The organism is Massilia sp. S19_KUP03_FR1 (assembly GCF_036688685.1).
Classification (GTDB): domain Bacteria; phylum Pseudomonadota; class Gammaproteobacteria; order Burkholderiales; family Burkholderiaceae_D; genus JALYUM01.
The window spans coordinates 120599-134702 of sequence record NZ_JAQQPS010000014.1; the positions used below are offsets into that span (position 1 = coordinate 120599).

The window sequence follows — 14104 nt, forward strand, 5'->3', positions numbered from 1 at the left end:
TTAAAGACTGGCCAGATTGCGCATCAGGTAGCTGTTGAACATCGGAACCGTAAATGCGATGTCGCCGTGGGACGGGCTGTAAATCATCCCCTTGGCGATGATCTGCGCGCGCCGCGGTCCCAGCGCCTGGGCGGTTTCACCCAGTGCATCGGCCACGTCACCTGAGCGGTACGGGCCATCGCCGAGCCTGGCCATCGCCACGACGTATTCGCGTTCCTTTGGCGTGAGCCGGTCGAAGCGCACCTTGAAAAAACCGGCATCGAGCCGCCGCAGCGTTTTGGGCTCGGCCTGGCGCGCGTCCTGCAGCGTGATGGTCGTGCCAGTGGCGACGTTCCACGCTTGATGGCCCCATTCCTGCAAAAAATAGGGATAGCCCTGGGTCTTGATGAAAATTTCGGCGAGCGCGTCCTCATCGATCGCGGCACCTTCTCCCTGGACCGGCTGCCGGATCGCCTCCTTTGCATCGGCTTCCGGCAAGGCGCCGACCTCCGGATAGTGAAACAAGCGTTCCGCATACGATTTCGCATCACCCGACAAGGCCGCCACCTGCGGCAGTCCGGCGCCAAAAAACAGGACTGGCAGCCTGGCCTGGTTGATCTTGTGCAGCGCCACGATCAGGGCGGCCAGGTCCTTCTGACGCAGATACTGCACTTCATCGATCAGCAGCGTCCACGCCTTCCCGGCCGCCCTGGCCGCTTCGCCGATGCGCACGAACAGTTCCGGCAGATCGTTGTCCAGGTCGCCGCTATCGGCAATGCCAGCCTCGGGCTCGACGGCAATCGAGGTGTCGCCGTACTCGATCTTGAACGCGGCAGCGAAGGAACGCAGTGCGCGCATCGCTTCGTGCGCCTTGGCTTTGGCGTGTTCGGCCAGCGACAGCTTGCGCAGCGCCAGGTGTACGCGTGGCAGCAATTGTTCCGCAAGAGATTTGCCTTCGGGCGCTTCGATGAAGGTGGTGATGTGGGCATGGTCCTGCGCAATGCCTTCGACGGCATTGAGCAGGACGGTCTTGCCCACGCCGCGCAAGCCCAGGAACAGCTGGGAGCGACTCGATTTGCAGAGCAGCGCGCGTTCGATGGCAACGCGCGCGTCGTCCAGGATGGCCTGGCGACCGGCCAGTTCGGGCGGGTGGCTGCCGGCGCCGGGTGCAAACGGATTTCTGACGGGATCCATAATCTATCCACTCTATCGAAGTCTACGTGGATATATTATGTGCAGGCTATACGTCGCTATACTTTGTTATAGATCGATAGAGATCGTAATGGCCGCCTAAAACAGCTCGTTTTTGACCGCGTCATGCGCCTTCTGTTCGGCCGGCGCCGGTTGCGCCCCCACATCCAGCGACTGCACCCCGGCCCCCGGCGGATTCTCGGCATAATAATATTCGCCGTTGACCATCACCAGCCCGCTCGGGACGGCGCGCTCGGCGATTGGCTCGTTTTTCAGCGCCTTTTGCATGAACCCCATCCAGATCGGCAGCGACAGGCCGCCGCCGGTTTCCTTGTTGCCCAGGTTTTTAGGCTTGTCGTAGCCCATCCAGGCGATGCCTACCAGGTGGGCCTGGTAGCCGGCAAACCAGGCGTCGATCGAATCGTTGGTGGTGCCGGTTTTACCGGCCAGGTCGGTGCGTTTCAGCGCCATGGCTTTGACGGCGGTACCGGACCGGACCACATCCTTGAGCATGCTGTCGATCAGGAAGGCATTTCTCTCGTCGATGACGCGATTGGCGTCCACCCCGGCTTTTTCGGGACGCGCCTGCGACAGCACCTTGCCGTCCGCATCCGTCACCCTGGAAATGAGGTAAGGGTTGACGCGGTAGCCGCCGTTGGCAAAGACGGAATACGCGCCCGCCATCTGCAGCGGCGTGGTGGCCCCGGCGCCCAGTGCCAGCGTCAGGTAAGGGGGATTCCTCTCGGGGTCGAAACCGAAGCGGGCGGCAAACTCCTGGCCGTAGCGCGCACCGATCTTGTTGAGGATGCGGATCGACACCATGTTTTTCGACTTCATCAGGCCGCGCCGCATCGTCATCGGGCCTTCATATTTACTGTCGTAGTTCTTCGGTTCCCACGCCTGGCCGCCGGTCTGGCCGGCGTCAAACGAAATCGGCGCGTCGTTGATCAGGGTGGCCGGCGACAGGCCGCGTTCGAGCGACGCGGAATAAATGAACGGCTTGAAGGACGACCCCGGCTGGCGCCAGGCCTGCGTCACGTGGTTGAATTTGTTGCGGTTGAAATCGAAGCCGCCGACCAGCGCGCGGATCGCGCCATCGCTGGTGTCGGCCGCAACAAAGGCCGACTCCACTTCCGGCATCTGCGTGATGTTCCAGCTCGATCCGCCGTCCTGCGTCACGCGGATCAGCGCGCCGCGCTTGATGCGGCGGGTCGGGATGGCTTTCTCGGACAGCCAGGCCGAGGCAAACGCAATCCCCGGCCCGGTCATGCGGATCTGTTCGCCCGACGCGGTGACGGCGGTCACCGCCGTCGGCGTCGCCTGCAGCACGACGGCGGCCATGATGTCGTCGCTGTCTGGATACTCGGCCAGGCCGGTTTCGATGGCTTCGTCGATTTCGCTCTTGCTGCCATCCATTTCCACATACGCTTCCGGGCCGCGGTAAGGGTGGCGCCGTTCGTAGTCCATCACACCGCGCCGCAGCGACAGGTAGGCCGCGTCCTGGTCGGCCTTGGTAATGGTGGTGAACACGTTCAGACCGCGCGTATAGGTGTCTTCCTTGAATTGCTCATACACCAGCTGGCGCGCCATTTCGGCGACATATTCGGCGTGCACGCCAAACGCGGTGCTGTCTGACTTGATTTTCAGCTGCTCGTTTTTAGCCTGCTCGAACTGGGCGTCATTTATATAGTGCAGCAAATGCATGCGCTGCAAAATGTATTGCTGGCGCGTGCGCGCGCGGGTCGGATTGACCACCGGGTTATAGGCCGACGGCGCTTTTGGCAAACCGGCCAGCATGGCCGCTTCGGCGATGCTGATGTTGCGTAAATCCTTGCCAAAGTAAATCTGGGCGGCCGACTGGAAGCCGAAGGCGCGCTGGCCCAGGTAAATCTGGTTCATGTAGACCTCGAGAATCTGGTCCTTGGTGAGGTTTTTCTCGATTTTCCACGCCAGCAGCACTTCATAGGCCTTGCGCTTGAAAGTCTGCTCGCTCGACAGGAAGAAGTTGCGCGCCACCTGCTGGGTAATGGTGGAGGCGCCTTGCTTGGCACCGCCGGTGGCATTGTGAATGGCGGCGCGCGCAATGCCGACATAATCGACGCCGCCGTGCTCATAAAAATTGCTGTCTTCGATCGACAGCACGGCTTTTTTCATGACATCGGGGATGTCCTTGAAATGCACCAGCGTGCGGCGTTCTTCGCCAAATTCGCCAATCAGGACGTTATCAGCGGTAAAAATGCGCAGTGGCATTTTTGGTCGGTAATCGGTCAGCGTGTCGAGCGGCGGCAAATTCGGATAGGCCATGGCCAGCGCGAATACCAGCACCAGCACCGTAGCCAGCGCGCCGCTGCCGAGCACACCCAGCGCGATCAACAACCAGCGGCGCGGCCCGCGACCGGCTGGCGTGCGCTCGTTCGGGGACGTGTTGTTCGGCGATGTTGATTTCATTCAGGAGATTCTTTCGAGTTATTTCACACATTCAAGCGCCTGATTATAAGGCAGGGGGGAAGCGCAAAACGCCCCGGCACGCTTGAACCAATATCGCGCCGACAAGAGGTGTTGGTAGGGCGACTACAGAGTGTCGTATTCCCGCCCGCACTGCATAGTTGTGAAGCAGAAATATCTTGTGGGTGGGCACCTTTGTCGATAGCATTTGATGCTGTGCCGCATGTTTTCTAGGGCTACAACGCATTATTTAACAAGTTCCATCGCGCGAGCGTTGAATTGAATCGATCCCGCACCGATGGCTCTGGCCGCTGGAAAGTGGATCGGCAGCTGAAGGAGTGCGTACCTCATGTTTAAATTTGGGTCCCTGTTCGGACAGTCGAAGCCGCCCTTGATTGGGCTCGACATCAGCACGTCCGGCGTTCGCCTGGTCGAGCTGGGCGATCTCGGCAAGGGTGAATTGCGCCTCGAGCGCCTGGCGTCCGAGCCTCTGCCGCGCGGTGCGGTTGTCGACGGCAATATCGAAAACATCGATCAGGTGTCGGAGGCGGTGCGCCGCGTCTGGAAAAAAAGTGGCACCCGCGTCAAGCTGGTGGCGCTCGGCATGCCGCCGGTTTCGGTCATCACCAAGAAAATCATCCTGCCCGCCGGCTTGTCGGAAGACCAGCTCGAAGTGCAGGTTGAATCCGAAGCGAGCCAATATATTCCGTTCGCCCTGGACGAAGTGAGCCTCGATTTCGACGTGCTCGGTCCGGCTGCCAATTCGCCGGACGACATGGAAGTCATGCTGGCCGCGGCCCGCAAGGAAAAAGTCGAGGACCGCGTGGCGATTGCCGAAGCGGCCGGCCTGACCGCCACCGTGATGGACGTCGAATCGTACGCCGCGCGCGCCGCACTGGGCCGTATCGTCGACCAGATGGGCAAGGGCGCCAGTGGGCAGATCATTGCCCTGTTCCAGATCGGCGCGCAAGTGACGCACATTTCCGTGCTGCTCAATGGCGACACCGTCTACGAGCGCGAACAGCCGTTCGGCGGCAACCAGCTGACGCAGGACATCGTGCGCACCTACGGCTTGCCGTTTGAAGAAGCCGAGGCGCGCAAGAAGTCGGGCGACCTGCCAGAGAATTTCCGCGCTGACCTGCTCGCGCCCTTTCTCGACAACGCTGCGCTGGAAGTGACCCGGGCGATCCAGTTCTTCTTTACTTCCACCCCTTATACCCGCATCGACCGGCTCTGCCTGTCTGGCGGTTGCGCGACCATTCCCGGCCTGCTGGAAACGATCGCAACCCGCACCCGCCTGGCCTGCGAAGTGATTTCGCCGTTCGCCGGTATGCAAATCGGGTCGGGCGTGCGCGACCAGCAACTTAAAACTGAGGCGCCCGCTTACCTGGTTGCCTGTGGCCTGGCTTTACGGAGATTTGGCTGATGATCCGGATTAACCTGCTCCCGCACAGGGAAGCGAAACGCAAGCAGAAGCAGACGGCATTCATTGCCCTGCTGACGCTCGGCGGCATCATCGGCGTGATCGTGGTGCTGCTCGTTAGCGGCTACAACGCCAGCATGATTTCGATCCAGAATGAACGCAATCAAGTGCTGAAAACCGCGAATGCCGAACTCGACCTGAAGATTGCCTCGATTGCCAGCCTGAAAGCCGAAATCGAAGCGCTCAAGGCACGCCAGCAAGCGGTCGAAGACTTGCAGGGCGAACGCAACCAGCCGGTGTACCTGCTCGACGAACTGGTCAAGCAAACCCCGGCCGGCGTCTACGTGAAATCGTTCAAGCAAGATGGCCAGCGCGTGGTTCTCAACGGCGTGGCCCAGTCGCAGGAACGCGTGGCGGAATTGTTGCGCAACCTGTCGGGCACCTCGCCGTGGCTGGAAAAACCGGACCTGACCGAAGTGCGGGCAGCTGCCCTGACGGGTAGCAAAACCGGCAAGAAAGTCGTCGAATTCACCATGGCCGTTTCCATCAAGCGCCAGCGCGACAAGGATGCCGCCGCGGCCGCCAAGCCGGGCGACGGGGGCACCAACCCCGCTGCCAAGCCAGCAGTCGTCGTCAAAGCTGCAGCAGGGAGCGCGCCATGAACATCGATCTGAAACAAGTCTTCAGCAACCTGGGGGGCCAGTTCCAGGGCTTGCAGGGACGCCATCCGGGCCAGTGGCCCATCGCGCCACGTCTGATGTGCGCGGCCGGCATGATGGCGGCCGTGATCGGCCTGGGCTACTTCTTTTACTGGCAAAGCCAGTTCGAAGAGCAGGACCGCATGGCCGCCGAGGAAATCAGCCTGCGCAGCGCTTACCGCGACAAGATGGCCCAGGCCATCAACCTCGAAGCGTTGCAGGAGCAAAAGGCGCAAGTCGACCAGTACGTCGAACGCTTGCAGAAGCAATTGCCAAGCAAAGCCGAAATGGCCGCGCTGCTGTCGGACATCAACCAGGCGGGCCTCGGCCGCGGCCTGCAGTTCGAGCTCTTCAAGCCGGGCCAGATCGTGGTGCGGGATTACTACGCAGAACTGCCGATCGACATCAAAGTCACCGGCAAGTACCACGATGTCGGCGCGTTTGCCGCCGACATGGCCAACCTGCCGCGAATCGTGACGCTCAATAACATGCAGCTCACGACCACCAAGGATGGCACGCTGACCCTGGACGCGATTGCGAAGACCTTCCGCTACCTCGATCAGGAAGAAGCGATGTCCCAGCGGAAAATTCGCGACGCGAAGAAAAAAGGCGCGAAGCCAGGAGCCGCACCATGATGACCCTGAAGAAAACAATCGTGCCGCTGCTGGCCGGCCTGTTGCTGGCCGGTTGCAGCGACAGCAATGTGCGCGAAGTGCGCACCTGGATGGACCAGGTCAAGCAGGACACCAAGGTCTCCATCAAGCCGCTGCAGGAGCCGAAAGACTTCATTCCCTTCGCCTACGGCGAGAAGGATGCGGTCGATCCATTTAGCCCGAACAAGTTGCTGGCTGAACTGGCCCGTGAAGGCGCGGCCAACAACAATCCATTCAAGCCGGACACCGAGCGGCGCAAGGAGCTGATGGAAGGCTTCCCGCTCGACACGATGGTCATGGTCGGCACTATCCAGAAGGACGGCATCAGCTACGCGCTGCTGCAGATCGACCGGACGCTGTACCAGGTAAAAACAGGCCAGCGCATCGGCCAGAATTTCGGCGTCGTCACCAAAGTGGGCGAGCAGGAAGTAGCGATCAGGGAAGTTGTTCAGGACGCCGGCGGAGAGTGGGTCGAGCGCATGTCGAAGCTGGAATTGCAGGAAAGCAAGGAGAAGGGCAAATGACCATTTTTAACATGCAGGCCACGACGGGTACCGTTCGGATGATTCGCCTTTGCGCAGCCATGCTGCTGGCAATGGGGTCGAACCTGGCGCTGGCACAGGAAAACGCGATCGAATCGATCAGCGCCAATCAACAAGGCGGCAACGTGATCCTCAGTATCGGGATGAAAAATCCGGTGACCAAACCGCCAATCGGTTTTTCGATCACCAATCCCTCGCGCATCGCGCTCGACTTCGGCGCCACCGCGAATGGTACTGGCAAGAGCTCGCAGGATATCAATCTCGGTGACGTGCGCAGCGCCAACGTGGTCCAGGCAGGCGCCCGTACCCGCGTTGTGCTGAACCTGAAACGCGCACTGAACTACGCCACGGTCATCGACGGCAAGACGGTCGTCGTCACCATCGAAGGCAGCGGCGGCGTGGCCCAGGGCGTCAACGCCAGCGGCGTCGTGGTGCCGTCGGCCAATGCGCCAGCGGCCGCGGCCGGTCCGCAACTGCTGCGCGACCTCGACTTCAAACGCGGCGCAAACGGCGAAGGCCGCATCGTCGTCGACCTGCCGAACAGCCAGGTCGGCGTCGACGTGCGCACGGTGGGCAACCAGGTGCTGGTCGACTTCGTCGGCACCGGCTTGCCGCCATCGCTGCGCCGTCGCCTGGACGTGACCGATTTCGGCACCCCGGTCGAGCGCATCACGACTGCTCCGCAAGGCGGCAATGTGCGCATGACCATCGATGCGCGCGGCACCTGGGAACAGTCGGTGTACCAGAGCGATACGCAGCTGGTCATCGACATCAAGCCAGTCACCGTCGATCCGAACCGCCTGCCGGGCGGCCAGGGCGGCCAGGGCTACCGCGGCGAGAAGCTGTCGTTCAACTTCCAGAACGTGGAAGTGCGCGCGGCGCTGCAGGCGATTGCCGACATTTCCGGCCTGAACATCATCACCAGCGATTCGGTGGGCGGCAACCTGACCCTGCGCCTGAAAGACGTGCCATGGGATCAGGCGCTTGACGTCGTGCTGCAGGCCAAGGGCCTCGACATGCGCAAAAACGGCAGCGTGCTGTGGATTGCGCCGAAAGAGGAACTGCTGACCAAGGAAAAACTGGAACTGGAACAAAAGGCCCAGATCTCCGACCTCGAGCCAATGAAGCAGGAAATTTTCCAGCTGAATTACCAGAAAGCCGAGTCGTTCCGCACCGTGTTCGGCCTCGATTCGTCTGGCGGCAGCTCTGGCGACAGCAAGAGCCGCGTCTTGTCCAAGCGCGGCAGTGCGGTGATCGACTCGCGCACCAACCAGTTGTTCGTCACCGATATTCCGTCGAAGCTCGAAGACATCCGCAAGCTGATCCAGAAGACCGACATCGCCAGCAAGCAAGTGCTGATCGAAGCGCGCCTGGTCGAAGCGAACGACGGCTTTTCGCGCAACCTGGGCGCCAAGCTCGGCGTGACCGATTTGCGCACCCTGCGTGGCGGCGACTCCGGTTACCAGGTGGCTGGCAATACCCGGGTGGCCGTTGGCGGCAACCTGACCGGCATCGGCCAGATTACCGGCCAGACCCCGGACACGGGTGACGGCTACACCAACTCGACGCTGGTCAACCTGCCGGCCTCCGGTATCAATGGCTTGGCGCCGTCGAGCATTGCATTCAGCCTGTTTTCGTCAGCCGCCAACCGCTTCCTGAACCTGGAACTGTCGGCGCTGGAAGCGGACGGCAAGGGCAAGATCATCTCCAGCCCGCGCGTGCTGACCGAAGACAAGATGGTCGCCGTGGTGGAGCAGGGTGTCGAACTGCCGTACCAGGTTGCCACCAGCAGCGGTGCGACGTCGATCACCTGGCGCAAAGCCAACCTGCGTCTTGAAGTGACGCCGCAAATCACCCCGGACGGCAATGTGGTCCTGGAAGTGGACGTCAACAAGGACTCGAAAGGCGATGACACCCGCTACGGTTTCGCGATCAACACCCAGCACGTGAAAACGCGTGTCATGGTGGAAAACGGCGGCACCGTTGTCCTGGGTGGCATTTACCAGCAGGTCGAGAGCACCAACGTGAACAAAGTACCGTTCCTGGGCGACGTACCGGTGCTGGGCTATTTGTTCAAGACGACTGCCCGCACCAACAACAAGACCGAACTACTGGTTTTCATCACGCCGAAAATTGTCGCTGACAAAACGAGCCCCACGCGCTAATCTGGCGCCGTTCTGAACAACAGGAAATAAAAATTATGAAAAACCAATCACGAGACTTCAAGACGACCCGCCTGCGACTCAGCGCGCTGGCACTGGCCAGCACGCTGGCGCTGGTCGCCTGCGGCGGCGGCGGCGGCAGCCCGGGCGGCACCGCCGCGGTTGGCAGCGGCACCACCACGCCGGCCACCGGCACCGGCACCGGCACCACGGTGCCTGTGACGACGCCCACCCTCACCGTGGCGTTGACCAATGCCGCCGGTAGCGGCAGCAACTCGCTGACGGGCGCCACGCCCCTGACCGCGCGCGCCACCGTGCTGGACAAGGACGGCAAGGCGGTCGTGGGCGCCATCGTGGCGTTTGCTACCGATGCCACGCTGGGCCTGTTTACGCCAACGGCTGGCACCAGCCTGACCGATGCCAGCGGTGTCGCCAGCATGACCTTGCGCAGCGCCAGCCTGTCGGCCGCCGGCGCCGGCAAGCTGACGGCCACCGCAACCGTGGCTGGCACCACCGTGTCGAGCGACACCAACTACACCGTCGGCTCCACCGCGCTGACCTTCGGCCCTGTCACCTCGACGCTGGCCAGCATCCAGGCCTACGGCTCGACCACCCTGTCGGTGGACGTCATCGCGAATGGCGCCAAGTACACTGACCAGTCGGTCAACGTGAACTTCAGCTCGGCTTGTGTCACCGCCGGCAAGGCCACGCTGGCAGCAACGGTTGCCACCATCCAGGGCACCGCCCAGGTTGTGTACCGCGACAAAGGTTGCGGCAACAACGACACGATCAGTGTCGGGGCGAATGGCGTCACCAAGGCCGCCACCACCACCTTGACGATCGCGCCACCAGCGGCGGCGTCGGTCCAGTTCACCACTGCCAGCCCGGTCGGCAAATCGATCGTGATCGCCGGCCAGGGCGGCATCGGCCGCACCGAGACGGCGACGCTGACGTTCACGGTTTCCGATATCTTCGGCAATCCACTGTCCGGCCAGCCGGTCGTGTTCACGCCGAGCACCAACCTGGTCAAGCTCAACAAGACGACCGATACGACCGACGCGCTCGGCCAGGTCATCACGACCGTCAATTCGCTCTCGACGCCGACCTCGTTCAGCATTTTCGCGACCTTGCCTGGCAAGAACATCTTCACCCAGTCCGATTCGATCGTCGTCACCACCGGGCGGCCTGACCAGGCGCACATGTCGATGTCGGCCACCGTCTACAACACCGATGGCTGGAACTACGACAGCGGTACCACGGTCCCGGCATCGATGGTCAATCTGCTGCTGGCCGACAGCGCCGGCAACCCGGTTCCGGATGGCACGCCGATCGTGTTCCAGACCAACCTCGGCGCCGTCGGCAGCTCGAACCAGGGCGCCTGCACCACGCTCAACGGCGGTTGCTCGGTTGACTTCCGGACCCAGTCGCCACGTGTCGCTTCACCTGGCTTGCCGGCCACGCCGTGCAATACGGGTACCGGCGCCAAGGCGGACAGCACGCGCCCCGGCCTGGCCACGGTTTGCGCCAGCACCACCGACGGCACTAACACCTTGTTCACCCGCATCGGCATCTTCTTCTCCGGCAATACCGCGGCGTCTGGCATCCTGAACGGCAGCATACCGCTGACGTCCGGCATCAGCACGCCGTACGACCTTGGTACCATCACGCAAACCGGTTCCAAGGTTTTCACCATCCAGTTCAATGATGTGAATGGCAATCCGATGCCGATCGGCAGCAGCGTGGCCTTGACCAGTGTAGCTGGCGTGACCGCGTCGGCGCCTAGCCCGGACGTGGTGCCGAATGTGGCGCCCCATTCGAGCGTCGGGGATGACATCAGCGGTGTGATCGTGTCCGGCAATCAGGGCTCGACCCATACGTTCACGGTCGCCGGTATCCAGAAAACCGATGGCTGCCAGACGGTCAATGCCAGCTTCGTTGCGGCAATTACGTCGGCGCCAGGCACAACACGTGCCGTAACGACCACGTTTCCGTTTAAACTAACGGTGACCTGCTTCTAAACCGGCGGGCTCCACGCCGCACGGCCAGGCGCGTCCTGGCCGTTTTTTTTTATTTGAACGAGTTGTACAACCGACGTGCCCGAGACGAAGAACAACAATATTTTTTTGGTCGGCCTGATGGGCTCCGGCAAAACCACCATCGGGCGCCAGCTGGCCAAGCGGCTCGGCAAGCGCTTCGTCGACTCAGACCATGAGATCGAAGCGCGCACCGGCGCGTCGATCCCGCTCATCTTCGACATCGAGGGGGAGGCCAGTTTCCGCCGGCGCGAGGCCGAGGTGATCCGCGATCTGTCGAGCCAGCGCGACATCGTGCTGGCCACCGGCGGCGGCGCGGTGCTCGACGCCGGCACGCGCGCGCGCCTGGCCGAGCGTGGCACCGTCATTTACCTGCGCGCCCACGTCAACAGCATCCTGCAGCGCACCGCCCACGACAAGAACCGCCCGCTGCTGCGCACCCCCGATCCGCGCCGCACGCTCGAACTGCTCACCGCCCAGCGCGAACCCTTGTATCGCGAGGTGGCGCACCTGATTATCGATACCGGTCGACCTAACGTACAATCAATGGTTCAGACCATTTTGGAGCAGCTGGCGGCGCTCGCGCGCAAGTCGGCCCACGCATCGATGCATTCACTTCACGCCACTACACCCCAGCCCACTTCCCCCTTCACGCTGAACGTCGACCTGGGCGAGCGCAGCTACCCCATCGCCATCGGCCCCGGCCTGCTCGACCATGCCGATCTGGTGGTGCGCTACGTAAATGGGCGGCAAGTGGCCATCGTCACCAACGGCACGGTGGCGCCGCTGTACCTCGAGAAAGTCGCCGCGCCGCTGCGTGCGGCCGGGCGCGACGTGCTCGAAATTATCCTGCCCGATGGCGAGCAATACAAAACCTGGGAGTCGCTGATGAAAATCTTCGACGCCATGCTGGCCCATAAATGCGACCGCAAGACCACCGTCGTCGCGCTCGGCGGCGGCGTGATCGGCGACCTGGCCGGCTTTGCCGCCGCCAGCTACATGCGCGGCGTGCCGTTCGTGCAGATCCCGACCACCTTGCTGGCCCAGGTCGATTCGTCGGTGGGCGGCAAGACCGGCCTGAATCACCCGCTCGGTAAAAACATGATCGGCGCGTTTTATCAGCCGCGCGCGGTGCTGGCCGATACGTCCACGCTGGCGACGTTGCCAGCGCGCGAACTGGCGGCCGGCCTGGCCGAAGTGATCAAGCACGGCGCCATCCTCGACCTGGCCTTCTTTGAATGGCTGGAAGCGAACATGGGCGCCCTGGTCGCGCGCGACCCGGCTGCACTGGCGCACGCGATTGCGCGCTCGTGCGAAATCAAGGCCGACGTGGTGCGCCGCGACGAGAGAGAGGGCGGCCTGCGCGCCGTGCTCAATTTCGGCCATACCTTTGGCCACGCGATCGAGGCAGGCCTTGGCTACGGCGCCTGGCTGCACGGCGAAGCGGTCGGCTGCGGCATGGTGATGGCGGCCGATCTGTCGCACCGACTTGGCCAGATCGACAGCCTTCAGGCGGCGCGCGTCAAGGCGCTGGTGGCGGCGGCCGGCCTGCCGGTATCTGCGCCCGACCTGGGCACGGCGCGCTGGCTGGAGCTGATGGAAGTGGACAAGAAGAATGAGGGCGGTGCCATCCGTTTCATTCTGTTGAAGCCGCTCGGCAGCCCGAGCATCGGGCCGGCGTCCGATGTCGATTTGCTGGCAACGCTGGACGCTTGCATCACGCGATGATTGACTTCGACGCGCACCTGGCACCCTACGCGGCCCATTCGTCCGCCAGCCGTGGGCGCCGCCATGCCGAAGAAGCGCCCGGTTCGCGCAGCGAGTACCAGAGGGACCGCGACCGCATCATCCATTCCACCGCCTTTCGCCGCCTCGAATACAAGACTCAGGTGTTCCTGAACCACGAGGGCGATCTGTTCCGCACGCGCCTGACCCACAGCATCGAAGTGGCGCAGATCGGGCGCACGCTGGCGCGCAGCCTGCGCCTGAACGAAGACCTGGTCGAAGCGACCGCGCTGGCGCACGACGTCGGCCATACGCCATTCGGCCACGTCGGCCAGGACGTCCTCAACGAGTTGATGAAGGACTTCGGCGGTTTTGAACACAACCTGCAAAGCCTGCGCGTGGTCGACCACCTGGAAGAGCATTACGGCGCCTTCGACGGCCTGAACCTGACCTTCGAGACGCGCGAAGGGATCCTGAAGCACTGCTCGTTGCACAATGCGCGCGAGCTGGGCGAACTGGGCCAGCGCTTCATCGCGCGCACCCAGCCGAGCCTGGAAGCGCAGCTGACCAACCTGGCCGACGAAATCGCCTACAACAATCACGACATCGACGACGGTCTGCGCTCCGGCTTGCTGACCATGGCGCAGATGGACGAAGTGCCCCTGTTCGCGCGCCACCGTTACGATGTCGAGCGCACCTACCCGGGCCTGCCGGGCCGGCGTGCGCTGTACGAAACCATCCGCCGAATGATTACCGCCATGACTGCGGATGTGGTCGCCACATCGCAGGCGCTGCTGCTGGAGGTGGCCCCGCAACACATCGATGCGGTCCGTCAGGCGCCGCCGCTGATCCGTTTTTCTGGCGAGATGCGTGCCGAAACCACCGCGCTGAAAAAGTTTTTGTACGCCAACCTGTATCGCCATTTCCAGGTCAATCGCATGCGCGTCAAGGCCAGCCGCGTGGTGCGCGAATTGTTCGACGCCTTCATGGCCGAGCCGGTGCTGCTGCCGTTCGACTACCAGGTGAGCGAGGGCGAGTCCGCCGTCCGGGAGCACCACCAGGCGCGCAAGATCGCCGACTACATCGCTGGCATGACGGACCGCTATGCGATCCGCGAACATCGACGGATCTTTTCGCTGGATGAGCTGTAAAAGACAACATTGCCCAAATAAACATTTTATTTTCTGTCGGAAATATTTACACATTTTTCCGAACATGAAACCAGGCAAGTGCAAGTCCTTGTTTTTGATGGA

Annotated in this window: 10 protein-coding genes; 8 read left to right on the forward strand and 2 right to left on the reverse strand. The window is 62.4% G+C overall.

Annotation, left to right across the window (positions count from 1 at the left end):
- Positions 1-1173 carry an ATP-binding protein gene (locus tag V6M87_RS16820; protein WP_332877801.1) on the reverse strand — a complete coding sequence of 391 codons (1173 nt, stop codon included), beginning with the start codon at positions 1171-1173 and terminating at the stop codon, positions 1-3.
- Between the two features lie 96 nt (positions 1174-1269).
- Complete coding sequence (locus V6M87_RS16825) at positions 1270-3618, reverse strand: penicillin-binding protein 1A (protein WP_332877802.1); 2349 nt, start codon at positions 3616-3618, stop codon at positions 1270-1272.
- A gap of 346 nt (positions 3619-3964) precedes the next feature.
- Between V6M87_RS16825 and V6M87_RS16830 the strand changes: the two genes are divergently transcribed.
- The 8 genes from V6M87_RS16830 (at position 3965) to V6M87_RS16865 (ending at position 14002) form a co-directional block, all read left to right on the forward strand.
- The gene (locus V6M87_RS16830) at positions 3965-5041 is read left to right on the forward strand and encodes a pilus assembly protein PilM (protein WP_332877803.1); all 1077 of its coding nucleotides are present in this window, start codon (positions 3965-3967) and stop codon (positions 5039-5041) included.
- Positions 5041-5700, forward strand: coding sequence for a PilN domain-containing protein (locus V6M87_RS16835; RefSeq protein WP_332877804.1), 660 nt, complete (start codon positions 5041-5043; stop codon positions 5698-5700). Before V6M87_RS16830 ends, V6M87_RS16835 begins: the two co-directional genes overlap by 1 nt.
- Positions 5697-6371, forward strand: coding sequence for a type 4a pilus biogenesis protein PilO (locus V6M87_RS16840; RefSeq protein WP_332877805.1), 675 nt, complete (start codon positions 5697-5699; stop codon positions 6369-6371). The genes V6M87_RS16835 and V6M87_RS16840 overlap by 4 nt, the downstream gene beginning before the upstream one ends.
- Positions 6368-6913 carry a pilus assembly protein PilP gene (locus tag V6M87_RS16845; protein WP_332877806.1) on the forward strand — a complete coding sequence of 182 codons (546 nt, stop codon included), beginning with the start codon at positions 6368-6370 and terminating at the stop codon, positions 6911-6913. The genes V6M87_RS16840 and V6M87_RS16845 overlap by 4 nt, the downstream gene beginning before the upstream one ends.
- The gene (pilQ, locus tag V6M87_RS16850; protein WP_442920604.1) at positions 6910-9096 is read left to right on the forward strand and encodes a type IV pilus secretin PilQ; all 2187 of its coding nucleotides are present in this window, start codon (positions 6910-6912) and stop codon (positions 9094-9096) included. Before V6M87_RS16845 ends, pilQ begins: the two co-directional genes overlap by 4 nt.
- Before the next feature lie 35 nt (positions 9097-9131).
- The gene (locus V6M87_RS16855; protein ID WP_332877807.1) at positions 9132-11111 is read left to right on the forward strand and encodes an Ig-like domain-containing protein; all 1980 of its coding nucleotides are present in this window, start codon (positions 9132-9134) and stop codon (positions 11109-11111) included.
- A 117-nt stretch (positions 11112-11228) separates the two neighbouring features.
- Positions 11229-12854 (forward strand): bifunctional shikimate kinase/3-dehydroquinate synthase AroKB, encoded by a 1626-nt coding sequence (gene aroKB / locus V6M87_RS16860; RefSeq protein ID WP_442920607.1) that lies wholly within the window; start codon positions 11229-11231, stop codon positions 12852-12854.
- Entirely contained in the window at positions 12851-14002 is a 1152-nt protein-coding gene (locus tag V6M87_RS16865) for a deoxyguanosinetriphosphate triphosphohydrolase (RefSeq protein WP_332877809.1), read from the forward strand. The genes aroKB and V6M87_RS16865 overlap by 4 nt, the downstream gene beginning before the upstream one ends.
- The last annotated feature ends 102 nt before the right edge of the window (positions 14003-14104 follow it).